The sequence below is a fragment of the Salmonella sp. A1325 genome (genome assembly GCF_056991255.1).
Genome location: NZ_JAMLWO010000015.1, coordinates 38,293 through 64,947, shown reverse-complemented (window position 1 = coordinate 64,947; position 26,655 = coordinate 38,293). Strand labels below are relative to the sequence as shown.

The following is a 26,655-nucleotide window of genomic DNA, read 5'->3' as shown; positions in this document are numbered from 1 at the left end:
CGGCTCGCCAAACGACGCGTTTCACATCACCAGTTATCAGGACATAAAACAGTACGCCGAGGGTATAAGAGGGAACTAGCCTACGGCTACTGCCTGTTTAATGATTCTGTGTTTTTTCGTCCTGTAGCCGTGCCTGCTCCGCCAGGGCGGCAAAATCTTTTTCGCTGTAATAGTGCGCGGGAGGCGGTAGCTGCGCCATATCCTCGCTGGGCCACAATTGTAGTTGCGCCAGCGTGCTAAGCTGGATACCGCGCCAGCGATGGGGCAAGCTCAGCGGCAATAGCGGCATTATCTCGCCAGGAATGGCGGTCGGCAGGCGGTCATCGCCCATCTGATAATTACGATGCAGCACCAGATATTTTTCCGGTACCCGCCGCTGGCTGTTCCACCAACGGCCATCAAGCATATCAAACTGGAAACGGGTGATCTGCGCCGGCTGCGCTGCCAGCTGCGTCAGCGCTTGCCGCAGCGCGGTTTCCATCGCCGTGTTGTACATCTCTTGCGTTTTCGTCTGGCCGCCGACAATTAAAGACGCTGCCAGACGGGCTCCCGCGAGGTTAGAATAGAGATCTTCCGGCGAAAAAGCCGATACTCCCTCAGAAAATCCGCGAACAGACTCGAAACCGTACCATTGGGCGATTTCGTGCCACTCCGCCACCTGGAACGCCAGATGCGCCGACAGCCAGGCGGCCAGCGTGTAACGCTCGCGTGCATCGACCGGAGGGGTAAAAGCAGTAAAAACCAGACGCCGTTCGGCCAGCTCCTCGCCCAGATTCAGCGTAAAAGCCTGCCCCAGCTTTGGTAGTAGTTGGCTGAAGATATACACTGTCATATCAGCGGTATCCCGCACATGTGCGGTGTCGATGAATCCGCCACGCAAGGTATACACAATACCGTTATTCTCACCGCTAAGGCCAATCAGGTTTGCCACGCCCGAGTAAAGATGGTCGTTGTACTGATGATGCCCCAGCGAGTCCACCGTCACGATGTTATTTAACTGATAGAACGGAACCGGCAGTCCCAGCAGCTCGGCATGCAGGTCGTAACCAAAAGCGCAACACGGCCGCAACCCCTTTGGCAGCGGCTGCGGCGGCATCGTCGGCCAGGCTTCACTGGCAGCAGGCATTGGGTGAGTGGACAGATAGAGCGACAGTGGTAAGGCGGCGCGGGCACTCCCCGCCAGAAACAGCAGCGCCAGAAAGATAACCCGAACGACGGACCTCAAAATGCTTCTCCTACCTGAAAATAAAAACCGCTGCTAGCTTTGCCCACGCCGTAATCCAGCCGCACATTGACGCGCGGCTTGAACTCAAAGCGATAGCCCACGCCCGCAGAAGGCAGCCATCGCCCGTCATCCAGATGATGCAAAGACGATCCCATGGTGCCCGCGCCCACCCAACCGACAACGCCATGCCGCCAGCTCAGCTTATGGCGATATTCCAGCTGACCGCTGATAGCATTTTTATCGCGATAGCGTCCTTCATAATAGCCGCGCATACGATGGTTACTGCCCAGCAGCGGCAGCATATTCCACGGCACATCACCCTGAGTAAAGGCGCCGTCCGTTTCCCAGGCCAGCACATCTTTATCATTGACGGCATGGTAACGACTATAGTGCAGTTGGTATTCATCGAACCGCGTATCGCTACCGACGTCCGGTGCGAAGTGGGTATAGCGAAGGGTGGCATACTGCCCTTTGCGTGGGTTAGGTATAAAATCACGATCATCCCAGCTAATCTCAACGCTACCGCCGTTACTCAGTGAAGAACAGCCCTGCGCGGTACTTTGAATTTTGGGCGGATCGGTCTCATCAATTTGCGCGGCGTGCTGTACATCCAGCCTCCAGCCAACGCCAAGATAGATATTGTTAACAAGCCGACGATACAGCATGGGTTGCAGATCCAGCACCTGCGCAGTATAGGCCTGCTTATGGCTGTCTTTATCACCGGCGGCAAAACCCTGTCCCCAATAGTAAGTGGGCGTGTCGCTCAATGCGCCAGTGAGGAAGAAACGCCAGCGATCTTGCGCGAAAAAAGCGTAATTTTGCAGGCTTACGCCAAAAGCGCCTGTGGAGCTGAAATAGCCGCTCAGCGACAGCGTGGATACCTGGCTAACCTTATCGGCAGGATCGGGGCGATACATACCGACGATAGCGGTGCCGATGCCCAGCCCCAGTTCAGGGGTATAAAATGGCCCGGGCATTACTCCCCAGTTGACGCCTTTGGCGGCATCGTAAGTATCGCTATCCCCCATTTGTTGTAGCCAGCCGTCCACCTGACTGCGGCTGGGCAGCGACGCCTGCGCCACGCCGGACAGCACACCGGCGACGCAAAGCAACAGTCGGTAATGGCAGCGATTCAAAAGCGGTACTCACCGGCCACAAAGAAGCTATTGCGCTCGGCAAAGCCAAACTCGGTGGTAACGTTGAAATGGCGGGTTATTTCATACTGAGCGCCCAGCAGCATGTTCCACGGTGATTGTAGATGCTGTTTGACGTCAAAGCGGCCGTTATTGTTATAGTTAGCCATACTCACCAGCCTTTGTAGCGTCGCTGACGGCATGGTCAGGTCGTCGAGGCTGCCTTTAAACTCCTGCTGCACATCCTGATACATGCTGCCGACCCAGACGTTTAGCTTGCCCGACGGCAGATGCATCTTATCTATACCCGGGGTGGTAAAACGGTAACCAACACGAGGTGAGACGGTAAAGGCGTCGATGCTGCCATCAAGAATATCGAACTGTGTCTGGGTGTAGTTAGCATCAACAGCGGTAAACCAGTTACCTACGCCGCCGACCAGCGTGGTGCCGATGCCATAGGTAGTGCCTTTAAAGTCGAGTTTAAATTTGAGGTTTTGCAGATCGGCGGGATGAAAAACGTGGCCATTTTTCGTCATCAACCCAACACCAATTTGCGAAACGGAATGACCATCGGTATAGCCCACCAGGCCGTACACATTCATAAATGGCAGCAGCCAGGCATCCAGCTTGACCGTTTCGGTCTTGCTCTTTTCACGGGTATGACCGACGTTAATTTTAAATGCGTTATCTAATGGAATTCCCCCGTTGGGACCTAAAGCCAGGCCATTAAAGTTGATACTATCAACGTTAATATTCTGCCCAATATTCATGTAGTTAATATTGAGGCCAAATGGCTCGGGAAGCTCATAGCCACGCTTTCGGGCTTCATCCCCCAGAAAAGGCAACACTGATGTACTGGCAGGCTTTGCCACCGGCGTTATCGCGACTGGCGATGTGGCTGCAGATGGGGCGTCATCCTGATAGCTATAAACAGGCGACAGGTTCGCCGGGGAGCTGGTAGCCGCCCAGGTAGAAAAAGCCATAGCGGGCAGCGCCAACAGCAAAAGGGAGCGTTTTTTCATAATGATGAAGCGTTTATTCTGGCGAGAAGCGCCGCCGGATCGAAAGGAGGAGGGAGAATATAGTAATCGTCGCCTGATGAGCGGGATTTCTGTGCGAATTAATCTTTTGAAATAAAAAACTATTTTCTACAACGTCTTTGTTGCAACACATTAGCTTCATGGGTGGAACTATCGGCCCGACGGCGATCGGGCCGGAGTGAATCAGGACAGAACATGTTGTTCAATCGCCCAGGCAACACCATCTTCAAGGTTCGATTTAGTCACAAAGTTAGCCACCTCTTTGACCGACGGAATGGCGTTGTCCATTGCCACGCCCATACCGGCGTATTCGATCATCGCAATGTCGTTTTCCTGATCGCCAATCGCCATCACCTCCTCTGGCTTAATACCCAGCGCCTCGGCCAGTGATTTTACGCCAGTGCCTTTATTAACCCGTTTATCGAGGATTTCAAGGAAATACGGCGCACTTTTCAGCACGGTGTACTTTTCCTTCACCTCTGCCGGTATACGCGCAATCGCCCGGTCGAGAACGGCAGGCTCATCGATCATCATAACTTTCAGGAACTGGGTGTTCGGGTCCATCTTCTCCGCTTCACAAAATACCAGCGGAATGGTCGCCACATACGATTCATGCACCGTGTAGTAGCTGATATCGCGGTTAGCGGTATAAAGCGTATTTCGGTCTAATGCGTGGAAGTGAGAACCCACCTCACGGGACAGTTTTTCCAGGTAACGGTAGTCATCATAGCTGAGCGCCGTTTGCGCAACCGTACTGCCGTCCCCTGCTTTCTGCACCAGCGCCCCGTTATAGGTGATGCAATAATCACCGGGCTGTTCCATGTGAAGTTCTTTCAGGTAACTGTGCACACCCGCATACGGACGGCCTGTGGTCAGCACCACGTTTACCCCTTTTTCACGCGCAGCGGCAATCGCGTTTTTAACCGCCGGAGAAATGGTGTGATCGGGCAGCAGAAGGGTGCCATCCATGTCGATAGCAATGAGTTTAATAGCCATGAAATCCCCGCATTAAATGAGTCCTGACTCATGCTAACGCGATTCCGCTCAAAAAACAGTAAAGAATCCGAGAGAAAGGGGGATAAGATTCATAAACGGGATTCCCCTTTTCAGGCCGTATTCTCCCCTCCTGATGTATTAGATAACCTCATTAATCAAACAGAAAATACCGTTTTTCTAAAAGAATGTGTATTGCTACTTTGGACATCATCACTTAGAGCCTAATGGGATTGGTTCTTAATCAGTAAAAATCAACAAAAACTTATATTTTAAAATAACCTTATCCGATGAGAAGGAGATCGCTAATGTCGATGGCCCTTACCGCCCCCCCAACCAGGAAAAGATTTTTAATCGTTGCCTGTCTGTTTATTGGAATATTTATTGCTTATCTCGATCGCGTTAATGTTTCGGTATTAGCCGCGAATGAACCCTTCTTAGCCTATATGGGTATTGAAGGTATGCCATTGCAAATCGGCATGATGATGACCGTCTTTCTGGCCGCTTATGGTATCGCTAACGTTGTATTATCACCGCTTGGCGATTATCTCGGCCCCAGAAAAGCAATGATGCTTTGTATTCTGATCTGGACTATCGCTTTAATGATTGGCGGAGTCGCCACATCATTCGCTCTAATTATTATTTGCCGTATATTACTGGGCATCGGAGAGGGATTTTATTATCCACTGCAAAGCGTATTTATTAAAAACTGGTTCCCGAAGCAGGAGCGCGGCAGAGCAAACGCGGCGTGGATCGTCGGCCAGTCGGTGGCACCCGCCATTGCGATGCCTTTTTTCACCTGGTGGATAGGCACCCACGGCTGGCGTTCCAACTTTTTCTTATGCGCCGCTCTCGGGTTAATCCCTCTTTGGCTACTTTGGCGATATGTTGCTGATAAACCAGAACAACATAAAAGTATCAGCGAACAAGAACTGGCTTATATCAAAGCTGGACAGGAAACGGAAAGCGCAGGCAACAGCGAAAGTTTTATGTTGCGGGTAAAACCGGTGATTACCAACTACAGCTATTGGCTGCTGGTGCTGTGGTATCTGTGTCTGCAATGTTTATATTGGGGAATGATTACCTGGCTACCGACCTATCTAAAATCAGCCAGAGGGTTCAGTTGGGCGGAAATGGGTTGGCTGGCGTCGCTTCCCTTTGTCCTGTCGATATTTGCCAAAGCGGCCGCAGGCATCTTCGTCGATAAAATAGGACGCAGCGCCCCCATATTAATGGTATTAATGTTTTTCGCTGGCGTCAGTATCTATTTCGGTACTATAACCGAACATAAATATATGTCAGCAGTACTCCTCTCCTTTGCTGTGGCTTTCTGTACGATGGGCACCCCCGTTGCCTGGACGTTATTACAGGGAATGATACCCGGAAAATCCATATCCGCCGCCAGCGGCGTAATGAACGGCGTCGCCAATGGACTCTCTTCATTATCTCCCGTATTTATCGGCTTATTTATTTCTATCACTGGAACTTATACCGGCGGCTTACTATGCCTGGTTTTTATCAGCGCTATCGCCGTGGTATCGGCATTAATCTTAACGATTAAAAAATATTAATTACGAGGAGTAAATGATGAAAATTACCAGCGTTGATATTATTGATGTGGCGAACGATTTTGCGTCCGCCACCAGCAAATGGCGTCCGGTGGTGGTAAAAATTAATACCGATGAGGGCATTTCCGGTTTTGGCGAAGTTGGGCTGGCTTACGGCGTCGGCGCTTCTGCGGGCATCGGAATGGCGAAGGACCTGTCGGCCATTATCATCGGCATGGACCCGATGAATAACGAAGCTATCTGGGAAAAAATGCTCAAAAAAACCTTCTGGGGGCAGGGCGGCGGCGGCATTTTTTCCGCGGCGATGAGCGGCATCGATATCGCGCTGTGGGATATCAAAGGCAAAGCGTGGGGCGTACCGCTGTATAAAATGCTTGGCGGCAAAAGCCGCGAGAAAATAAGAACCTACGCCAGTCAGCTACAGTTTGGTTGGGGGGACGGCAGCGATAAAGATATGCTGACCGAGCCGGAGCAGTATGCACAGGCGGCGCTGACCGCCGTCAGCGAAGGCTATGACGCAATAAAAGTGGATACCGTCGCAATGGATCGCCACGGCAACTGGAACCAGCAAAACCTCAACGGGCCGCTCACCGATAAAATCCTGCGCCTGGGCTACGACCGTATGGCCGCCATTCGCGATGCGGTCGGCCCGGACGTGGATATCATCGCCGAAATGCACGCCTTTACGGACACCACCTCGGCGATTCAGTTTGGCCGCATGATAGAAGAGCTGGGCATCTTCTACTACGAGGAACCGGTTATGCCGTTAAACCCCGGACAAATGAAACAAGTGGCTGATAAAGTTAATATTCCACTGGCGGCTGGCGAACGCATTTACTGGCGCTGGGGATACCGTCCTTTCCTGGAAAACGGCAGCCTGAGCGTTATTCAGCCCGATATCTGCACCTGCGGCGGCATCACCGAAGTGAAGAAAATCTGCGATATGGCGCATGTTTACGACAAAACGGTGCAAATCCACGTTTGCGGCGGGCCGATTTCCACAGCGGTGGCGCTGCATATGGAAACCGCAATCCCTAACTTCGTCATCCACGAACTGCACCGGTATGCGCTGCTGGAGCCGAATACACAGACCTGTAAATACAACTACCTGCCGAAAAACGGCATGTACGACGTTCCGGAGCTTCCCGGCATCGGCCAGGAACTGACCGAAGAAACCATGAAAAAATCACCAACCATCACCGTAAAATAAGCCAACTGTCTGCCTGCGCCGCAGGCAGACCCCCTGTATTTGCGAGTCGTATCAACGCGACCTTATCCAGCCTGAGATAAAATCTTCTCTGTAAAGGGGTAAGACAGGTGGCAAATGAATTTAACTATCCGGCAATTTCGCGCGTTTCTGGCCGTTGCGGATTTGCGTAGCTTTACCGCCGCCAGCAAATATCTGTGCATCACGCAGGGAGCTGTTAGCGGTTTAATCAACGAAATGGAAAGCCAGATGGAGGTTTCCCTTTTCGACCGCACTTCGCGCGTGGTGAAGCTATCGCCCGACGGCGAAAAGTTTTTACCCGCCGCCATGCGGGTTGTTGAAGAGTTTCAACGGGCCGAAAATTATGCCCGCGACCTGAAAGAGATCAAAAAATCCCTGGTGCGGGTTGTTGGCGCGCCGCTGATCGCCTGTGCTTTTCTGCCGCAAATCATCCATGCCTTTAAGCGGCAGCATCCGCATACCCACGTACAGCTTATTGATAAGCCCATGTCGCAATTACAAAAAAGCATTATGTTGGGAGAAGCCGATTTTGGTATCGGCCCGGAGCGGCCGCTGGAGCCGGAAATCGACAAACAAACGCTGTTCACAACGGAAATCGCCCTGTACTGCCATCCGGACTATCGGCTGCATAAAAAAACGGTTCGCTGGGAAGAGATTCAAAGCGAAGAGCTGATCGCCGTCGGCAACGAATCCGTTCCGATGATCTCCGCGACCGCTGGCGTGCGCATTAAGCCCAAAATGACGGTGGAACATATGGCGACCGCCATGTCGCTGGCGGCGCAGTGTGAAGGCGTGGTGATCGCCGGAACCTTTTCCCGCCATTACGCCAAAAGCTACCAATTAGCGACCTGTTCGCTCACGCCTCCGCTGCGGCGCAATATGAACCTTTATTTCCATGCGTGGCGCGCACAAACGCCCGCCACGCAGCGCTTTAGAGATTTTTTATTCAGCTATGTCGATGAACATCATGATGCCCCGGCCAACCAGCGGTAGGCCGGGGATTAAGGCAGGTTAAATATCGATATTCGCTGCTTTCAGGGCGTTCTCTTCAATAAAGGCACGACGCGGCTCAACGGCATCACCCATCAGCGTGGTGAACAGCTGGTCGGCAGCAATCGCATCTTTGACGGTCACACGCAGCATACGGCGGCTTTCCGGGTCCATGGTGGTTTCCCACAGCTGATCCGGGTTCATTTCACCCAGACCTTTATAACGCTGGATAGCCAGACCGCGACGTGATTCTTTCACCAACCACTCCAGCGCCTGCTCGAAGCTGGTTACCGGCTGGCGACGCTCGCCGCGTTCGATAAACGCGTCCTCTTCAATCAGACCGCGCAGCTTCTCGCCCAGCGTGCAGATACGACGATATTCCGCGCCGGTCACAAACTCGTGATCCAACGGATAATCGGTATCCACGCCATGCGTACGCACGCGAACGATCGGCTCGAACAGATTCTGTTCCGTATTAGTATGAACATCGAACTTCCACTGACTGCCGTGCTGCTCTTTCTCGTTCAGCTCGGTAATCAGCGCATTCACCCAGCGCGTTACAGTCTGCTCATCAGAAAGATCGGCTTCGGTCAGAGTTGGCTGATACACCAGCTCTTTGAGCAGCGCTTTCGGGAAGCGACGCTCCATACGACCAATCATTTTCTGCGTGGCGTTATATTCAGAGACCAGTTTTTCTAACGCTTCGCCGGATAGCGCCGGCGCATGGGCGTTCGCGTGCAGAGTCGCACCGTCAAGCGCGATGGAAATCTGGTACTGATCCATCGCTTCGTCGTCTTTAATGTACTGTTCCTGCTTGCCTTTCTTGACTTTGTACAGCGGCGGCTGCGCAATGTAGACGTGGCCGCGCTCGACGATTTCCGGCATCTGACGATAGAAGAAGGTCAACAGCAGCGTACGGATGTGCGAGCCGTCGACGTCCGCATCGGTCATGATGATGATGCTGTGATAGCGCAGCTTGTCCGGGTTGTACTCGTCGCGACCGATACCGCAGCCCAGCGCGGTAATCAGCGTCGCCACTTCCTGAGAGGAGAGCATCTTGTCGAAGCGCGCTTTCTCGACGTTGAGGATTTTACCTTTCAGCGGCAGAATCGCCTGGTTTTTACGGTTACGCCCCTGCTTCGCAGAGCCGCCCGCGGAGTCCCCTTCCACCAGGTACAGTTCGGACAGCGCCGGGTCGCGTTCCTGACAGTCCGCCAGTTTGCCCGGCAGACCGGCTAAATCGAGCGCGCCTTTACGACGGGTCATTTCACGGGCGCGACGCGCCGCTTCACGCGCACGCGCGGCGTCGATAATTTTGCCGACGACGATTTTCGCGTCAGATGGGTTTTCCAGCAGGTATTCGCTCAGCAGTTCGTTCATCTGCTGTTCTACCGCCGATTTCACCTCGGAAGAGACCAGCTTATCTTTGGTCTGTGAGGAGAATTTCGGGTCCGGTACTTTTACGGAAACCACCGCAATCAGACCTTCACGGGCATCATCGCCGGTGGCGCTGACTTTGGCTTTTTTGCTGTAGCCTTCTTTGTCCATGTAGGCGTTCAGCGTACGGGTCATCGCCGCACGGAAGCCTGCCAGGTGAGTACCGCCGTCGCGCTGCGGAATGTTGTTGGTAAAGCAGTAGATATTTTCCTGGAAACCATCGTTCCACTGCAACGCTACTTCGACGCCGATACCGTCTTTTTCGGTGGAGAAGTAGAAGATATTCGGGTGGATCGGCGTTTTGTTCTTGTTGAGGTACTCAACGAAAGCCTTGATGCCGCCTTCGTAGTGGAAATGATCTTCTTTGCCATCGCGCTTGTCGCGCAGACGGATGGAGACGCCTGAGTTCAGGAATGACAGTTCACGCAGGCGTTTCGCCAGGATCTCATATTCAAATTCAGTGACGTTGGTGAAGGTTTCGTGGCTCGGCCAGAAACGTACCATCGTGCCGGTTTTATCGGTATCGCCAGTGACGGCCAGGGGTGCCTGCGGCACGCCGTGCTCGTAGATCTGACGGTGAATTTTGCCATCTCGCTGGATAACCAGCTCCAGTTTTTGCGACAGAGCGTTGACTACCGAGACGCCCACGCCGTGCAGACCACCAGAGACTTTATAGGAGTTATCGTCAAATTTACCGCCCGCGTGCAGAACGGTCATGATCACTTCCGCCGCCGAAACGCCTTCTTCCGGGTGAATCCCGGTAGGAATGCCACGGCCATCATCCGTTACGGACACGGAGTTATCGGCGTGAATAGTCACGACGATATCTTTACAGTGACCTGCGAGCGCTTCGTCGATAGCGTTATCTACCACCTCGAATACCATGTGGTGCAGACCGGTGCCGTCATCCGTGTCGCCGATATACATACCCGGGCGCTTACGCACCGCATCCAGCCCTTTCAGGACTTTGATACTGGAGGAGTCATAAGAATTCGACATCAACGTTTCTCGCTCATTTAATCTTGGGTTAATCCGTTATTTTACCCTTTTCCACGGTAAACATCTTCGAATTTTCATCCGACATGTCTATAACGTGTTCAGCGCTAATTGCGCTGACAAAGACCTGCGATTGCGTGGCTTTTAAGCGGCTGGCCAGCAGTCCGCGACGCGCATCGTCAAGTTCAGAGGCAAAATCATCTATCAGGTACAGGCAGCGCCGCCCGCTTTCGCGGGTGAGGAACTCGCCCTGCGCCAGACGTAAGGCGCACATCAATAACTTTAGCTGCCCGCGCGACAGGGTATCTTCCACCGGCGCGCCGTCAGCGCGAATGCGAAAGTCCGCTTTATGCGGCCCGTGCGCGGTGTAGGTCAACATACGGTCACGCTCAAAGCTTCGCTCCAGCACGTCCGCATAGTCTGTCTCTTTCTCCCAGCCGCGCTGGAAAGAGAACGTCAGGGAAAATTCAGGTAAAAACTGCTGACAGGTATCCGCTATGTCCTGTGCGATAGCGCTACTGTACTCCGCCCGCCAGGTACTAATTTGTTCCGCCAACGGGATCAACTCTTTATCCCACGGGCGCAATTGCTCATAACGACTCACCTGGCGCAGCGCGGCATTACGCTGTTTCAGCAATCGTTTCAGGTTGCTCCAGGCGGTGAAGAATCCGGCTTCGTTGTGAAAGCATCCCCAGTCAAGGAACGCTCTTCTGTATTTGGGGCCGCCGTTGAGTAAAGTAAACCCCTCCGGCGTAATCAACTGCATCGGCATTAAATGCGCCAGCTCCGCGATCTTGTGACCGTCGGTACCATCGATACGGACTTTGCTGTCGCCCTGCTTATCTTTGGTTAAACCAATCGATGTCTCACGCTCTTCGCCCTGTAATCGCCCGTGAAGAACAAACGCTTCCTGCTCATGACGAATCACGCGGCCAGGCTGCAAACTGCGAAACGCCCGACCGTGGCCAAGCGTATAGATAGCTTCCAACACGCTGGTTTTGCCGCTGCCGTTGGCGCCAACCAGGAAGTTAAAGCCGGGGGATAAAGCGAGATCCGCATTTTCTATGTTGCGGAAGTCTTTGATTAGCAGTCTGGATAGCGACATATCAACTCATAACCAGGGCGTTATCGGCGCAGTTAGTCTGGTTACGGCCAGCGCACAGCAACCGGAGCGTACTGGAGTACGTGAGGATTGCTCGCTGCGCTCGCCCTTCGGGCCGTCCATAAGACGTCCAAAATACTTCGTATTTTGTGCGAGCACTGCCCGGAGCCAGAATAACAAGTAAGATAGCCCGATATTCTTTACAAGCGCATTGGCATAACAACATAAGCAGCCGACTGTGACGCCGCATCCTCAATCTGTACGCTGGATACGGAATCCGTCAGCATAATGCGCACGGTTTCGCACTTCAGCGCATTGAGCACGTCCAGCACGTAACTGACGTTAAAGCCGATTTCCATCTCCGTCCCGCCGTAGCTCACGTCCAGAATCTCTTCCGCTTCTTCCTGTTCCGGGTTATTGGCGGTGATTTTGAGCTGATTCTCACTGACGTACAGACGCACGCCGCGGAATTTCTCATTCGAGAGGATTGCCGCGCGGGCAAACGCCTGCTTGAGGATATCGCAGCCCGCTTCCAGATGCTTATCCGGATTCTTTGGCAGAACGCGACGGTAGTCCGGGAAGCGACCATCCACCAGCTTCGAGGTAAAGATAAAGTCGCCGACGTGCGCGCGGATATTATTACTGCCGATCTGCACGCGCAGCGGGTTTTCGCCACCGTCAAGCATACGCATCAGTTCAATCACGCCTTTACGCGGCACAATCACCGAGTGGCTGGGTAAAGACGCCTCCAGCGGCATTGAGCACACCGCCAGACGGTGGCCGTCGGTCGCAACAGTGCGCAGTTCGCTACCTTCCGTTTCAAACAGCATACCGTTTAAGTAGTAGCGCACATCCTGATGAGCCATCGAAAACTGGGTCGCTTCAATCAGGCGCTTCATCGTGGCCTGCGGCAGCGTAAATTCAACTTCGCTTTGCCAGTCGTCAAGATTCGGGAAATCGGCGGCAGGCAGCGTAGACAGCGAGAAGCGGCTACGGCCAGAACGCACCAGCATCCGATCGCCTTCCAACTGAACGGCAATCTCCGCGCCCTCCGGCAGGCCGCGGCAGATATCAAAGAATTTCCGCGCCGGCACGGTAGTAGCACCCGGCTCATGCGGCTGAGAAAGCGTAACGCGCGCGACCATCTCCATTTCAAGATCGGTGCCGGTCAGAGAAAGCGTACCGTCCGCTACCTGGAGGAGCAGGTTACCGAGAATCGGCAGCGTAGGACGACCGCCCAGCGGGCCGCTGACCTGCTGAAGCGGTTTTAATAAATGTTCACGTTCAACGGTAAATTTCATAGGATCACGACGATAGTGTTCTGATTAAATTCGAAAAATCTTCTTTGATATCGTGGCTTTCTTCACGCAGTTGCTCAATTTTACGACAGGCATGAAGTACGGTAGTGTGGTCGCGCCCGCCAAACGCATCGCCGATTTCCGGCAGACTGTGGTTGGTGAGCTCTTTTGCCAGCGCCATAGCCATCTGGCGCGGACGTGCTACCGAGCGAGATCGACGCTTAGAAAGCAGATCCGCAATTTTGATTTTGTAATACTCCGCCACCGTCTTCTGAATATTGTCGATGGTGACCAGTTTTTCCTGCAACGCCAGTAAATCGCGCAGCGCTTCGCGCACAAAGTCGATAGTGATCGCCCGGCCGGTAAAGTTGGCATTGGCGATCACCCGGTTCAGCGCGCCTTCCAGTTCACGTACGTTAGAGCGTAGACGCTTGGCGATAAAGAACGCGACCTCGCCTGGCAGACGAATATCATTTTCGTCCGCTTTTTTCATCAGTATCGCCACGCGGGTTTCCAGTTCTGGCGGTTCGATCGCCACTGTTAGCCCCCAACCAAAGCGGGACTTGAGACGATCCTCAACGCCGTTGATCTCTTTCGGATAGCGATCCGACGTCAAAATGATCTGCTGATTGCCTTCCAGCAGAGCGTTAAAGGTATGGAAAAACTCTTCCTGGGATCGTTCTTTATTGGCGAAGAATTGAATATCGTCGATCAGCAATGCGTCAACGGAACGGTAGTAGCGTTTAAACTCTTCGATGGCGTTATTTTGCAGGGCTTTTACCATGTCCTGCACAAAGCGCTCGGAGTGCATATACACGACTTTCGCATTGGGTTTGCGCGCCATAATGCCGTTACCCACCGCGTGCAGCAGGTGAGTTTTACCCAGACCGGTGCCGCCATAGAGGAATAACGGGTTATAGGCGCCGCCAGGATTATCCGCCACCTGACGTGCCGCCGCGCGCGCCAGTTGGTTGGATTTACCTTCGACGAAGTTATCAAATGTATGTTTAACATTGACGTTGGAGCGGTAGGTCGGCTCCGCCGGCGCTGGTACGTTGTCCCAGCCCGAACGGGCCGCAGGCGCTACGCGCTGCGGCTGCGCCGTCGTTGTCTGCGCAGGCGCGACAACGTTATGCACAGGCGTTTTTAGCGTTTGCGTAACGGGCTTTGTTCCCACTTCAAAACGCAGTTGTGGGGCATCCGCGCCGCAGAATGTGTTGAGTAATCCATTGATATTGTTGAGGTACTTATCTCTTACCCAATCGAGCACAAAACGGTTTGGCGCATACAAAGCCAGCGTGTTATCGCTCAGTTCCGCCTGCAACGGGCGTATCCACATACTGAATTCTGTGGCTGGTAACTCATCCTGCAATCGGGCAAGACACTGCTGCCAAAGCGAAAGTGACACGGCGGACTCCACTCGAACAAAAGTCGATAAATGACAAAGGCTGATACATTAATGATTGTTGGCGCACGTCGATAAGACCCTGCATGAAGGGTGACGCACGAACCGCTGTCTGCGGTTTTCACGGATCTTTCAAACGATCGCGACTTCACGCAGTCTGAAAGATTTCGTGTTCATGCCTGACCAGGATCGTTTGAAACGATCAGGACCGCGGATCATAGCCTAAACTGAGCAAGAGATCTTCTGTTTCTCACAGATTCTTCCCGATTTATCCACAGGACTTTCCAGGAAAGGATAAGTGTAATCGATCCAGGGGAACTCCTGTACGCTTTCGCGCGCATATTGAAAAAATTAATAGGTAAAGGTGAGCAGACGCCTAAAAGATCGCATAAAGATCCAAGGCGATCCTTGCGCTTTACCTGGCAGTCCGTATAATTCTCCACCCGTCGCGCAATGCCCGTCATATGGCGTCAACGCTGCTTATTTTCCGCACAAAAAGGCGTGGAAAATCGCGGGAAAATAAGGAAAGAGAATTGACTCCGGAGTGTACAATTATTACAATCCGGCCTCTTTAATCACCCACACTGTGGCGTAAGTCGTTCAAAGTTTGTTCGGGTATACGCAAAAGTCAGTGAATTTATTCAAGTTTAGGTAGAAATCGCCATGAAACGCACTTTTCAACCGTCTGTACTGAAGCGCAACCGTTCTCACGGCTTCCGTGCTCGTATGGCTACTAAAAATGGTCGTCAGGTTCTGGCACGTCGTCGTGCTAAAGGCCGCGCTCGTCTGACCGTTTCCAAGTAATAAAGCTAACCCCTGAGTGGTTAAGCTCGCATTTCCCAGGGAGTTACGTTTGTTAACTCCCGCTCATTTCACATTCGTCTTCCAGCAACCTCAACGGGCTGGCACGCCGCAAATCACCATCCTCGGCCGCCTGAATTCGCTGGGGCATCCCCGTATCGGTCTTACCGTCGCCAAGAAAAACGTTCGACGTGCGCATGAACGCAACCGGATTAAACGTCTGACGCGTGAAAGCTTCCGTCTGCGCCAGCATGAACTTCCTGCAATGGATTTCGTGGTGGTGGCGAAAAAAGGGGTTGCCGACCTCGATAACCGTGCTCTCTCGGAAGCGTTGGAAAAATTATGGCGCCGCCACTGTCGCCTGGCTCGCGGGTCCTGATAGCCCTTATTCGGGTCTATCAACGCCTGATCAGTCCGCTGCTTGGGCCGCATTGTCGTTTCACGCCAACGTGCTCAAGCTACGGAATTGAGGCATTGCGCAGGTTTGGAGTGATAAAAGGCAGTTGGTTGACGGTGAAACGCGTATTAAAATGCCACCCTTTACACCCTGGTGGTGACGATCCCGTCCCGCCCGGACCATTTGATACCAGAGAACACTAACGATGGATTCGCAACGCAATCTTTTAGTCATCGCTTTGCTGTTCGTGTCTTTCATGATCTGGCAAGCCTGGGAGCAGGATAAAAATCCGCAACCTCAGACTCAACAGACCACGCAGACAACGACCACCGCAGCGGGTAGCGCCGCCGACCAGGGCGTACCAGCCAGTGGCCAGGGGAAAATGATTACGGTGAAAACCGATGTGCTTGATTTGACTATCAACACCCGTGGTGGTGATGTCGAGCAGGCCTTGCTCCCGGCTTACCCGAAAGAACTGGGTTCCAACGAACCGTTCCAGCTGCTGGAAACCACCCCGCAGTTTATCTATCAGGCGCAAAGCGGCCTGACAGGCCGCGACGGCCCGGATAACCCGGCGAACGGCCCGCGTCCGCTGTACAACGTCGAGAAAGATGCGTTTGTACTGGCCGACGGTCAGAACGAACTGCAGGTTCCGATGACTTATACTGACGCCGCAGGCAACACGTTTACCAAAACGTTTGTCTTTAAGCGTGGCGATTATGCGGTTAACGTGAACTATAGCGTGCAGAACACCGGCGAAAAACCGCTGGAAGTCTCCACCTTTGGTCAGTTAAAACAATCCGTCAACCTGCCTCCTCATCGCGACACCGGCAGCAGCAACTTTGCGCTGCATACGTTCCGCGGCGCAGCGTACTCCACGCCGGATGAGAAGTATGAGAAATACAAATTCGACACTATTGCCGATAACGAAAACCTCAACGTCAGCTCCAAAGGCGGTTGGGTGGCAATGTTGCAGCAGTATTTCGCTACCGCATGGATTCCGCGTAACGACGGCACCAACAATTTCTACACCGCCAATCTGGGTAACGGCATTGTCGCTATCGGCTATAAAGCGCAGCCGGTACTGGTACAGCCAGGCCAGACTGGCGCGATGACCAGCACCCTGTGGGTCGGCCCGGAAATTCAGGATAAAATGGCGGCTGTTGCACCGCACCTGGATTTGACCGTGGACTACGGCTGGTTGTGGTTCATCTCTCAGCCACTGTTCAAGTTGCTGAAGTGGATCCACAGCTTTGTGGGCAACTGGGGCTTCTCCATTATCATCATTACCTTTATCGTTCGCGGTATCATGTACCCGCTGACCAAAGCGCAGTACACGTCAATGGCGAAGATGCGTATGCTGCAGCCGAAAATTCAGGCGATGCGCGAACGTCTTGGCGATGATAAACAGCGCCAAAGCCAGGAGATGATGGCCCTGTACAAAGCGGAGAAGGTTAACCCGCTGGGCGGCTGCTTCCCGCTGATCATCCAGATGCCTATCTTCCTGGCGTTGTACTACATGCTGATGGGTTCCATTGAACTGCGTCATGCGCCGTTCGCGCTGTGGATTCATGACCTGTCCGCACAGGACCCGTACTACATTCTGCCGATCCTGATGGGCGTAACGATGTTCTTCATTCAGAAGATGTCGCCGACCACCGTGACCGACCCGATGCAGCAGAAGATCATGACCTTTATGCCGGTCATCTTTACGGTGTTCTTCCTGTGGTTCCCGTCAGGTCTGGTGCTGTACTATATCGTCAGCAACCTGGTCACCATCATTCAGCAGCAGCTGATTTACCGTGGTCTGGAGAAGCGTGGCCTGCATAGCCGCGAGAAGAAAAAATCCTGATTCGGTGTAGGCCGGATAAGGCGAAGCCGCCATCCGGCAAGGCGCGCCGGTCAGCCTGATGGCGCTAACGCTTATCAGGCCTACAATCAAAAGGCGGTCATATGACCGCCTTTTTTTATTGCAACAAAGTTGAGACTAACCATGAGCCATAACGACACTATCGTCGCCCAGGCAACCCCACCGGGACGCGGTGGCGTGGGTATCCTGCGTATCTCTGGTCTGAAGGCGCGCGACGTTGCGCAAGAGGTGCTGGGCAAGCTGCCGAAGCCGCGCTATGCCGACTACCTGCCGTTTAAAGACGTTGACGGCAGCGCGCTGGATCAGGGTATTGCGCTGTGGTTCCCCGGCCCGAACTCCTTCACCGGTGAAGATGTGCTGGAGCTACAAGGGCACGGCGGTCCGGTGATCCTGGACCTGCTGTTAAAACGTATCCTGACGCTTCCAGGCGTGCGCATTGCCCGACCGGGCGAGTTCTCCGAGCGAGCGTTCCTCAACGATAAGCTCGATTTAGCCCAGGCGGAAGCCATTGCCGACCTGATCGATGCCAGTTCCGAACAGGCGGCGCGTTCGGCGCTAAACTCGTTACAGGGGGCATTTTCCGCCCGCGTTAACCACCTTGTGGAAGCACTTACTCACCTGCGAATCTACGTCGAAGCGGCTATTGATTTTCCGGATGAGGAGATCGACTTTCTCTCTGACGGCAAAATTGAAGCGCAGCTCAATGGCGTCATCGCCGATCTTGACGCCGTGCGCACCGAAGCGCGCCAGGGCAGCCTGCTGCGCGAAGGGATGAAGGTAGTGATTGCCGGACGCCCGAATGCCGGGAAATCCAGCCTGCTGAATGCGCTGGCAGGCCGTGAAGCGGCCATTGTCACCGATATCGCCGGTACCACGCGCGACGTGTTGCGCGAGCATATTCACATCGACGGGATGCCGCTGCATATCATCGATACCGCCGGACTGCGCGACGCCAACGACGAAGTTGAGCGTATCGGCATTGAACGCGCTTGGCAGGAGATTGAACAGGCCGATCGCGTGCTGTTTATGGTGGATGGCACCACGACGGACGCCGTTGACCCTGCCGACATCTGGCCGGACTTTATCGCCCGTCTGCCCAAAAATCTACCGATTACCGTGGTACGTAACAAGGCGGATATCACCGGCGAAACGTTGGGTATTAGTGAAGTAAATGGTCACTCACTGGTTCGCCTCTCGGCGCGTACCGGCGAAGGCGTCGACGTGTTGCGTAACCACCTCAAGCAGAGCATGGGGTTTGATACCAATATGGAAGGCGGCTTCCTGGCCCGCCGCCGTCACCTACAGGCGCTGGCGGAAGCCGCTGAACATCTTGAGCAGGGCAAAGCGCAGCTATTAGGCGCATGGGCGGGGGAACTGCTGGCGGAAGAGTTGCGCCTGGCGCAGCAAAGCTTAAGCGAGATTACTGGCGAGTTTACCTCCGACGACCTGCTGGGACGGATTTTCTCCAGCTTCTGTATTGGTAAGTAACGTTGTGTGGCCCGGTGGCGCGATGCTTACCGGGCCTACAAAACCCGTAAGCCGGATAAGGCGTTTATGCCGCCATCCGGCAGCAATGATTTCCCATGAGGAAATCACTGTTGTCCAAATGGCAACTCGTCTCGCGCAACGTCGCCCCGTATTCTTAGCGCCACACTTTTCGTGAGGCCGCTATGAAACGTTTTCTACTGTGTAGTTTTGCCCTGGTTTTACTCTATCCTGCCGGTATTGATATGTATCTGGTCGGTTTACCGCGTATAGCCGCCGATCTGAACGCCAGCGAGGCGCAGTTGCATATCGCCTTCTCCGTTTACCTGGCCGGAATGGCGACGGCCATGCTGTTTGCCGGGAAGATAGCCGACCAGTCAGGCCGCAAGCCGGTCGCGATCGTCGGCGCGCTCGTCTTTATGATGGCCTCACTGCTTTGTTCACGGGCGTCGGAAGGCTCGCTATTTCTGAGTGGGCGTTTTCTTCAGGGAGTAGGCGCAGGCGGCTGCTATGTGGTGGCGTTCGCCATTCTGCGCGATACGCTCGACGAGCATCGCCGGGCGAAAGTGCTGTCATTATTGAATGGGATTACCTGTATTGTGCCGGTACTCGCCCCGGTGGTGGGGCATTTGATTATGCTTCGTTTCCCCTGGCAAAGTCTGTTCTATACGATGTCCGCAATGGGCATTATTGTGGGCCTGTTATCACTGTTTATCCTGCGCGAGACGCGCCCGGCAAGGCTGGCTCCACGCGATTTATCACGATCGTCGCCCGCCGCCGAGTCGCTGGTTAACCGTTTTTTCGTCAGTCGACTGACGATCACCACCCTTAGCGTGTCGGTGATCCTGACCTTCGTCAATGCCTCTCCAGTGCTGCTGATGGAGGTGATGGGATTTAGCCGTGGCGACTATGCCATTACCATGGCGCTCACCGCAGGCGTCAGCATGGTCGTCTCTTTTTCTACCCCTTTTGCGCTTGGGTTATTTAAGCCGCGAACCTTAATGCTCGTCTCACAGGGGCTGTTTTTGACGGCTGGCGTGACGTTAAGCCTTGCTCATACCAATACCGTCACGCTCTTTGGCCTGACGCTTATCTGCGCCGGATTCTCGGTTGGTTTTGGTGTCGCGATGAGCCAGGCGCTGGGGCCGTTTTCGCTGCGCGCCGGAGTGGCCAGTTCCACGCTGGGTATCGCGCAGGTTTGCGGTTCATCACTGTGGATTTGGCTGGCGGCAATACTCGGTATCAGCGCGATGAATATGCTGATCGGGATTCTGATTGGCTGTAGCATAGTGAGTATCATGCTGATTATCATTGTTGCCCCTAACCGGTCCGTGCCAACTCATGAAGAAATCCCTCAGCAGTCTCGATCTTAATTTGTTGCTGTGCCTGCAACTATTGATGCAGGAACGCAGCGTTACCAAAACCGCCAAACGGATGAACGTCACGCCGTCGGCGGTGAGTAAGTCGCTGTCGAAACTGCGGACCTGGTTTGACGACCCGTTGTTTGTAAACACCCCGCAGGGACTTACGCCGACGCCGTTAATGGTCAGTATGGAGCAGAATCTGGCAGAGTGGATGCAGATGAGCAATCAATTGCTGGATAAGCCGCACCATGAGGCTCCGCGTGGGTTGAAGTTTGATCTGGTGGCTGAAACACCGCTGGTCATGATCATGTTTAACGCCCTCTCCCGGCAGATCTATCAGCGTTATCCTCAGGCGACGATCAAAATACGCAACTGGGACTATGATTCGCTGGATGCGATTATTCGCGGCGAGGTGGATATCGGCTTCACCGGACGCGAAAGCCATCCCCGCTCGCGAGAACTGCTGAGCCTACTGCCGTTGTCGATCGACCATGAAGTGTTATTTTCCGATCTCCCTTGCGTCTGGCTACGTGAAGATCATCCGGCATTGCAGGAAGAGTGGAGTCTGGACACATTTCTGCGCTACCCGCATATCAGTATTTGCTGGGAGCAAAGCGATACCTGGGCGCTGGATGATGTCCTGCAAGAAATGGGACGCAAACGCCATATCGCGTTGAGCCTGCCGGGGTTCGAGCAGTCGCTCTTTATGGCCGCCCAGCCGGATCACACCCTGATAGCAACCGCGCCGCGCTATTGTCAGCACTACAATCAGCTCCACCAGCTACCATTAGTGGCGCGCCCCCTGCCTTTTGATGCGCAACAGCGGGAAAAGCTGATGGTGCCGTTTACCCTATTATGGCACAAACGTAATAGTCATAATCCCAAGATTGTGTGGCTACGACAGGCTATCAACACGCTCTGCCGTCGCCTTATCTGACCACCTGCGTTGATAAATTAACCTTCCTCTTACCAGAAATGTCACCGTCTGATTAAAGAACCTTCTGAAATTGAATTTTTAGCGCGTAAAACCTGTCCATAATTTACGTTAATGTTACTCTCGTCATTATCACGGCCCATTAATCACGGAGCGAAAAATGGCGACTCACTTTGCCAGAGGGATACTTACGGAGGGACAGTTGGTTTCAATTCGTCTCTCTTCGTCTTGCCATATTGAAGCCAGAAACCTGCCTGCTCACCGACGAACGCGTTTTCTCGCCTCCAGAGGCCTTCTTGCCGAACTGATGTTTATGCTGTACGGAATTAGCGAGCTGCCGGAAATCATTATTCAGGCGAAAGGTAAACCCGCGTTTCGTGACAAAAATCTGCCAGGCTTTTCTATCTCCTATGCCGGAAATATGGTTGGCGTGGCGTTGACCACCGAAGGAGAGTGCGGGCTGGATATGGAATTACAGCGCACCTCCCGCGGCTTTCACCATTCACATTCGCTCGAACGCCACCCTTTCTCCCGTAATGAAAACTTATGGGTAGCCAATCAAAACGATCCCAACGAAGCGCGAGCGCAACTCATTACATTGCGCCAGAGCGTGTTAAAACTCACCGGCGATGTCATGAATGACGATCCGCGGGAGCTGCAACTTTTACCCGTTGCCGGACGCCTGAAGTGCGCGCATGTCACGCAGCTTGAAGCCGTGTGCGATGCGGAAGATGTGCTGGTATGGTCCGTAACCGTTACGCCAGCGATAGAAAAATTAAAAGTGTGGGAGTTCGATGGCAAACTGGGCTGGAAAAGCCTGCCCGATATCCAGACGCGTGCCAATGAACCAACCGGGCGTCTGATGCGATTCGCCCAACTCCCCGCCGCCAAATCGTATACGCTTAATCGTTCATAATGAAAAAAGGGGCACGTATGTCTGAAACGCTGAATGTGGTTACATTGCTGGGAAGTTTACGCAAAGGTTCCTTTAACGGGATGGTGGCGCGTACGCTGCCTAAAGTCGCGCCGGCAGGAATGACGGTATCGCCGCTGCCTTCGATCGGGGATATTCCGCTGTATGACGCCGATATCCAGCAGGAAGAGGGATTTCCAGCCAGCGTAGAGGCGCTGGCTGAGCAGATTCGCAACGCCGACGGCGTCGTCATTGTGACGCCGGAATATAACTATTCCGTTCCCGGCGGCCTGAAGAATGCCATCGACTGGCTATCCCGTCTGCCTGAGCAGCCGCTGGCGGGTAAGCCCGTTCTTATCCAGACCAGTTCAATGGGGGCGATTGGCGGCGCGCGCTGCCAGTATCATCTGCGCCAGATTCTGGTGTTCCTTGATGCGATGGTGATGAATAAACCGGAGTTTATGGGCGGCGTGATTCAGAATAAAGTCGACCCGCAGACTGGAGAAGTGGTGGATCAGGGAACGTTAGATCATTTGACCGGTCAGCTGACCGCATTTGGTGAGTTTATTCAGCGCGTTAAAGCGTAAGCTCGTTAAAAACCCTCACCCCGATGGGGCGAGGGTTCATTTCATCAGTGTGCGTCAATAAACACAATCTTCAGCACGAATAACAGCGCGACAATCACTACGCACGGGCTAAGGTCGCGCAGGCGACCGGTACCGATTTTCATCACGCAGTAAGAGATAAAGCCCAGCGCGATACCTTCGGTGATCGAGAAGCTAAACGGCATCATTACCGCCGTAATAAACGCCGGGACCGATTCGGTTAAATCCTGCCAGTTTACCCGCGCCAGGCTGGAGGTCATCAGCACGCCGACATAAATCAGCGCGCCCGCCGCCGCGTAAGGCGGCACCATGCCCGCCAGCGGCGACAGGAAGATAACCAGCAGGAACAAAATACCGACCACCACTGCCGTCAAACCGGTGCGACCGCCCACCGAAACGCCAGAAGAGGATTCAATATAAGCGGTCACAGAAGACGTTCCGACAAATGCGCCAGTGACGGAAGAGATACTATCAACAAACAGCGCCTGCTTCATGCGCGGGAATTTGCCTTTCGCATCCGCCAGGCCGGCTTTATCGGTCACGCCAATCAGCGTACCGGAGGAGTCAAACAGGTTTACCAACATGAAGGAGAAAATAACCCCCGCCAGGCCAAGATTGAACGAGCCTGCCAAATCGACATGCCCTACCACGCTGGTGACGCTTGGCGGCGCGGAGACAATGCCGTTGTAGTGCACATCGCCCATCATCCAGCCAAGCATCGTCGTGACGATGATGGACACCAGCACCGCCGCATGAATGTTGCGCGAAGCGAGAATCGCAATAATAAAGAATCCGAGAACCCCCAGCAGCACGCTGTGCGAGGTCAGGTTGCCGATGCTGACCAGCGTTTCCGGGTTAGCGACGATCACGCCGGCGTTTTTCAGCCCCATCATGCCGATAAACAGGCCGATGCCGCTGGTGATGCCCACGCGCAGGCTGACCGGAATGTTGGCGATCATCCAGTAACGCACGCGGAAGATAGTCAGCAATAAAAGACCAACAGCGCCCCAGAAAATGGCGCCCATGCCTACCTGCCACGGCAGTCCCATTGCCTGCACAACCACGAAGGCAAAGAACGCATTCAGCCCCATCGCGGGCGCCAGCGCCACCGGCAGGTTAGCGAACAGACCCATCAGAATACTGCCAAAGGCCGCAATCAGACAGGTGGTCACAAAGACGGCGCTGGTGTCCATGCCAGCTACGCCCAGAATTTGCGGGTTAACAAAAACGATATAAACCATCGTCAGGAAAGTGGTAAAACCGGCGATCACTTCGGTTCGTGCCGTCGTGCCATGTTCGCGCAGTTTAAACACGCGTTCCAGCATACCCTGACCAGAAGCCTGGGTGGTGTGTTGTTGACTCATTATCAATTTCCGGAGAAAGGAGGGAAAATTCGCCGTTATCCTATACCAAAATGCGACACCTGGCGCAGTTGTGTGGTAATTTTTTTCACTCAATTTGTTAGTACGGCAACGATTGCGTCCCCTCATTCAGCATTACGTAAACGTTAAACTTGTTAAAATGGAAATGACATGTCCCAAATCGAAGCGGTGTTTTTTGACTGTGACGGCACGCTGGTCGACAGTGAAGTAATTTGCTCGCGCGCCTATGTCACTATGTTCCGGCAGTTCGGCATTACGCTTGAGCTCACGGAAGTATTCAGACGCTTTAAAGGCGTAAAGCTCTACGAAATTATCGATACCATCAGTAAAGAGCATGGCGTTGCGCTGGCAAAGGCGGAGCTGGAGCCGGTGTATCGCGCGGAAGTGGCGCGCCTGTTCGATACCGAACTGGAAGCGATCGCGGGCGCAAATACCCTGCTGGAGAGCATTAAGACGCCCATGTGCGTGGTATCCAACGGACCGGTCAGTAAGATGCAGCATTCGCTGGGTAAACTGGGCATGTTGCATTATTTTCCCGATTTGCTGTTTAGCGGTTACGATATTCAACGCTGGAAGCCCGATCCGGCGCTGATGCTCCATGCGGCGAACGCCATGAAGGTCAATGTTGAGAGGTGTATTCTGGTGGATGATTCCAGCGCGGGCGCGCAGTCAGGAATTGCAGCGGGAATGGAAGTGTTTTATTTCTGCGCCGATCCGCATAACAAGCCGATCGATCACCCTAACGTGACGACGTTTACCGATTTGGCGCAGTTGCCGGGATTGTGGAAAGCGCGCGGGTGGGAGATTACGCGTTAACTGAAATGCCGGATGGCGCTAACGCTTATCCGGCCTACAGCATCTGTACCTGTAGGCCCGGTAAGCGCAGCGCCACCGGGCAAAAGAATGAGATTTACTCTTTCGGATCTTTCCCCGCCAGCAGCTTATCCAGCTCATCGCCGCCGACGTGACGGAAGTCTTGCCCCTTCACGAAGTAGAAGATGTATTCGCAGATATTCTGGCAACGGTCACCGATACGCTCGATAGAGCGCGCGCAGAATAACGCGGTCAGCACGCTGGGAATCGTGCGCGAGTCTTCCATCATGTAGGTCATCAGCTGACGCACGATGCCTTCGTACTCCTGGTCAACTTTCTTGTCTTCACGGTAGATACGCACCGCTTCGTCGAGATCCATGCGCGCGAACGCATCCAGCACGTCGTGCAGCATCTGCACGGTGTGGCGGCCCAGTGACTCCAGACTGACCAGCAGCGGCTGGTGCTGCTGGGAGAATTTCTCCAGCGCGGTACGGCAGATTTTATCCGCCACGTCGCCAATGCGCTCCAGTTCGGCGATGGTTTTGATAATCGCCATTACCAGACGCAGATCGCTCGCCGTCGGCTGGCGCTTGGCGATAATACGCACGCAGGCTTCATCGATGGCGACTTCCATCATATTAACCTGATGATCGCCTTCTACCACGCGCTTCGCCAGCTCGCTGTCCTGGTTGTGCATGGCGGTGATAGCGTCAGAAAGCTGTTGCTCCACCATGCCGCCCATGGTCATTACCTGAGTGCGGATGCTTTCCAGTTCGGCGTTGAACTGGCCGGAAATATGTTTATTAAGGTTCAGACTGTCCATTACGCACTCCTGAATTAACCGTAACGACCGGTGATATAGTCTTCTGTTTGTTTCTTCGCGGGCTTGGTGAACAGATCGTCCGTGTTGCTGAACTCAATCAACTCGCCCAGGTACATAAACGCCGTATGATCGGAGCAACGTGCCGCCTGCTGCATGTTGTGGGTCACGATCACCACGGTGTAATCCTGTTTCAGCTCGGTGATCAGCTCTTCAATACGCCCGGTAGAGATCGGGTCCAGAGCTGAGCATGGCTCATCCAACAGCAGCACTTCCGGGCGAATGGCGATACCGCGCGCAATGCACAGGCGCTGCTGCTGACCACCGGAGAGAGAGTACCCGCTCTGGTGCAATTTATCTTTGGTTTCGTTCCATAATGCGGCTTTGGTCAACGCCCACTGCACGCGCTCGTCCATATCGGCGCGAGACAGCTTCTCAAACAGACGCACGCCAAAGGCGATATTGTCATAGATGGACATCGGGAACGGCGTCGGCTTCTGGAATACCATACCCACTTTTGCGCGCAGTAGCGCGATATCCTGGGTGTTGGTGAGAATATTGTCGCCATCCAGCAGAATTTCACCTTCCGCGCGCTGCTCCGGATAAAGCGAATACATTTTATTGAAGGTACGCAGTAGCGTTGATTTACCGCAGCCGGATGGCCCGATAAATGCCGTTACCTGATTCTTCGCGATATCCAGATTAATGTTCTTCAGGGCATGGAATTTGCCGTAGTAGAAGTTCAAATCACGAACCTGAATCTTACTCGGGGCAGTTTCAACCATACTCATTTCACTCTTTTCCTCATCCAGCGCCGCATCCGCCACGCCGTAAAATAATGCCTGATGGCGCTACG

The 26,655-nt window shown here is 53.8% G+C and carries 24 protein-coding genes; 13 read left to right on the top strand and 11 right to left on the bottom strand.

What is annotated here, in order from left to right; all coding sequences use genetic code 11:
- Window positions 1-97: 97 nt before the first annotated feature.
- The 4 genes from NAZ64_RS21070 to yidA all read right to left on the bottom strand — a co-directional run bounded on the left by NAZ64_RS21070 (window position 98) and on the right by yidA (window position 4,394).
- Complete coding sequence (locus tag NAZ64_RS21070; RefSeq protein ID WP_023224010.1) at window positions 98-1,225, bottom strand: DUF4056 domain-containing protein; 1,128 nt, start codon at window positions 1,223-1,225, stop codon at window positions 98-100.
- Window positions 1,222-2,361, bottom strand: a complete 1,140-nt coding sequence (locus NAZ64_RS21065; protein ID WP_220569534.1) for a BamA/TamA family outer membrane protein — start codon at window positions 2,359-2,361, stop codon at window positions 1,222-1,224. Before NAZ64_RS21065 ends, NAZ64_RS21070 begins: the two co-directional genes overlap by 4 nt.
- Window positions 2,358-3,380, bottom strand: coding sequence for a hypothetical protein (locus NAZ64_RS21060; protein WP_076935933.1), 1,023 nt, complete (start codon window positions 3,378-3,380; stop codon window positions 2,358-2,360). The genes NAZ64_RS21065 and NAZ64_RS21060 overlap by 4 nt, the downstream gene beginning before the upstream one ends.
- A 201-nt stretch (window positions 3,381-3,581) precedes the next feature.
- Window positions 3,582-4,394 carry a sugar-phosphatase gene (gene yidA, locus NAZ64_RS21055; protein ID WP_000985571.1) on the bottom strand — a complete coding sequence of 271 codons (813 nt, stop codon included), beginning with the start codon at window positions 4,392-4,394 and terminating at the stop codon, window positions 3,582-3,584.
- Window positions 4,395-4,699: 305 nt separating this feature from the next.
- Between yidA and NAZ64_RS21050 the strand changes: the two genes are divergently transcribed.
- The 3 genes from NAZ64_RS21050 (at window position 4,700) to NAZ64_RS21040 (ending at window position 8,180) form a co-directional block, all read left to right on the top strand.
- On the top strand, window positions 4,700-5,962 hold the full coding sequence (locus tag NAZ64_RS21050; RefSeq protein WP_220569533.1) for an MFS transporter: 1,263 nt from the start codon (window positions 4,700-4,702) through the stop codon (window positions 5,960-5,962).
- Between the two features lie 16 nt (window positions 5,963-5,978).
- On the top strand, window positions 5,979-7,169 hold the full coding sequence (locus NAZ64_RS21045) for a mandelate racemase/muconate lactonizing enzyme family protein (RefSeq protein ID WP_020837892.1): 1,191 nt from the start codon (window positions 5,979-5,981) through the stop codon (window positions 7,167-7,169).
- A gap of 114 nt (window positions 7,170-7,283) precedes the next feature.
- Window positions 7,284-8,180: a LysR family transcriptional regulator gene (locus NAZ64_RS21040; RefSeq protein WP_001054599.1), complete on the top strand. Its 897-nt coding sequence runs from the start codon at window positions 7,284-7,286 to the stop codon at window positions 8,178-8,180.
- 18 nt (window positions 8,181-8,198) lie between these two features.
- Here the strand turns inward: NAZ64_RS21040 and gyrB are convergent, their stop codons facing one another.
- From gyrB to dnaA, 4 genes are all read right to left on the bottom strand, one after another.
- Complete coding sequence (gyrB, locus tag NAZ64_RS21035) at window positions 8,199-10,613, bottom strand: DNA topoisomerase (ATP-hydrolyzing) subunit B (protein WP_000072047.1); 2,415 nt, start codon at window positions 10,611-10,613, stop codon at window positions 8,199-8,201.
- A gap of 28 nt (window positions 10,614-10,641) precedes the next feature.
- A complete protein-coding gene (recF, locus tag NAZ64_RS21030; RefSeq protein ID WP_024797546.1) occupies window positions 10,642-11,715 on the bottom strand; it encodes a DNA replication/repair protein RecF in 1,074 nt (357 codons plus the stop codon).
- Window positions 11,716-11,912: 197 nt separating this feature from the next.
- A complete protein-coding gene (dnaN, locus tag NAZ64_RS21025; RefSeq protein WP_000673474.1) occupies window positions 11,913-13,013 on the bottom strand; it encodes a DNA polymerase III subunit beta in 1,101 nt (366 codons plus the stop codon).
- Between the two features lie 4 nt (window positions 13,014-13,017).
- Entirely contained in the window at window positions 13,018-14,418 is a 1,401-nt protein-coding gene (gene dnaA / locus NAZ64_RS21020; protein ID WP_000059093.1) for a chromosomal replication initiator protein DnaA, read from the bottom strand.
- 660 nt (window positions 14,419-15,078) lie between these two features.
- On the opposite strand from dnaA, the gene rpmH reads away from it, so the two are divergent.
- The 9 genes from rpmH (at window position 15,079) to NAZ64_RS20975 (ending at window position 22,766) form a co-directional block, all read left to right on the top strand.
- Window positions 15,079-15,219 carry a 50S ribosomal protein L34 gene (gene rpmH / locus NAZ64_RS21015; RefSeq protein WP_000831330.1) on the top strand — a complete coding sequence of 47 codons (141 nt, stop codon included), beginning with the start codon at window positions 15,079-15,081 and terminating at the stop codon, window positions 15,217-15,219.
- 16 nt (window positions 15,220-15,235) lie between these two features.
- A complete protein-coding gene (rnpA, locus tag NAZ64_RS21010; RefSeq protein ID WP_000239725.1) occupies window positions 15,236-15,595 on the top strand; it encodes a ribonuclease P protein component in 360 nt (119 codons plus the stop codon).
- Entirely contained in the window at window positions 15,559-15,816 is a 258-nt protein-coding gene (gene yidD, locus NAZ64_RS21005; protein ID WP_001307474.1) for a membrane protein insertion efficiency factor YidD, read from the top strand. The genes rnpA and yidD overlap by 37 nt, the downstream gene beginning before the upstream one ends.
- Before the next feature lie 2 nt (window positions 15,817-15,818).
- The gene (yidC, locus tag NAZ64_RS21000) at window positions 15,819-17,465 is read left to right on the top strand and encodes a membrane protein insertase YidC (RefSeq protein ID WP_000378278.1); all 1,647 of its coding nucleotides are present in this window, start codon (window positions 15,819-15,821) and stop codon (window positions 17,463-17,465) included.
- A 141-nt stretch (window positions 17,466-17,606) separates the two neighbouring features.
- A complete protein-coding gene (gene mnmE / locus NAZ64_RS20995) occupies window positions 17,607-18,971 on the top strand; it encodes a tRNA uridine-5-carboxymethylaminomethyl(34) synthesis GTPase MnmE (protein ID WP_023218439.1) in 1,365 nt (454 codons plus the stop codon).
- 182 nt (window positions 18,972-19,153) lie between these two features.
- Complete coding sequence (locus NAZ64_RS20990; protein WP_220569532.1) at window positions 19,154-20,341, top strand: MFS transporter; 1,188 nt, start codon at window positions 19,154-19,156, stop codon at window positions 20,339-20,341.
- Window positions 20,310-21,269: an HTH-type transcriptional regulator YidZ gene (gene yidZ, locus NAZ64_RS20985; RefSeq protein WP_371062579.1), complete on the top strand. Its 960-nt coding sequence runs from the start codon at window positions 20,310-20,312 to the stop codon at window positions 21,267-21,269. Before NAZ64_RS20990 ends, yidZ begins: the two co-directional genes overlap by 32 nt.
- Window positions 21,270-21,426: 157 nt before the next feature.
- Window positions 21,427-22,182 carry a 4'-phosphopantetheinyl transferase family protein gene (locus NAZ64_RS20980; RefSeq protein ID WP_076935944.1) on the top strand — a complete coding sequence of 252 codons (756 nt, stop codon included), beginning with the start codon at window positions 21,427-21,429 and terminating at the stop codon, window positions 22,180-22,182.
- Window positions 22,182-22,766 carry an NADPH-dependent FMN reductase gene (locus NAZ64_RS20975; RefSeq protein ID WP_001527038.1) on the top strand — a complete coding sequence of 195 codons (585 nt, stop codon included), beginning with the start codon at window positions 22,182-22,184 and terminating at the stop codon, window positions 22,764-22,766. The genes NAZ64_RS20980 and NAZ64_RS20975 overlap by 1 nt, the downstream gene beginning before the upstream one ends.
- A 44-nt stretch (window positions 22,767-22,810) precedes the next feature.
- On the opposite strand, the gene adeP is transcribed toward NAZ64_RS20975, so the two are convergent.
- Complete coding sequence (adeP, locus tag NAZ64_RS20970) at window positions 22,811-24,148, bottom strand: adenine permease AdeP (RefSeq protein WP_220569531.1); 1,338 nt, start codon at window positions 24,146-24,148, stop codon at window positions 22,811-22,813.
- Window positions 24,149-24,316: 168 nt separating this feature from the next.
- On the opposite strand from adeP, the gene yieH reads away from it, so the two are divergent.
- A complete protein-coding gene (gene yieH / locus NAZ64_RS20965; RefSeq protein ID WP_079944697.1) occupies window positions 24,317-24,982 on the top strand; it encodes a 6-phosphogluconate phosphatase in 666 nt (221 codons plus the stop codon).
- Window positions 24,983-25,076: 94 nt separating this feature from the next.
- Here yieH and phoU read toward each other — a convergent pair whose 3' ends face one another.
- On the bottom strand, window positions 25,077-25,802 hold the full coding sequence (gene phoU / locus NAZ64_RS20960; RefSeq protein ID WP_000377800.1) for a phosphate signaling complex protein PhoU: 726 nt from the start codon (window positions 25,800-25,802) through the stop codon (window positions 25,077-25,079).
- 14 nt (window positions 25,803-25,816) lie between these two features.
- On the bottom strand, window positions 25,817-26,590 hold the full coding sequence (pstB, locus tag NAZ64_RS20955) for a phosphate ABC transporter ATP-binding protein PstB (protein WP_000063118.1): 774 nt from the start codon (window positions 26,588-26,590) through the stop codon (window positions 25,817-25,819).
- Between the last annotated feature and the right edge of the window lie 65 nt (window positions 26,591-26,655).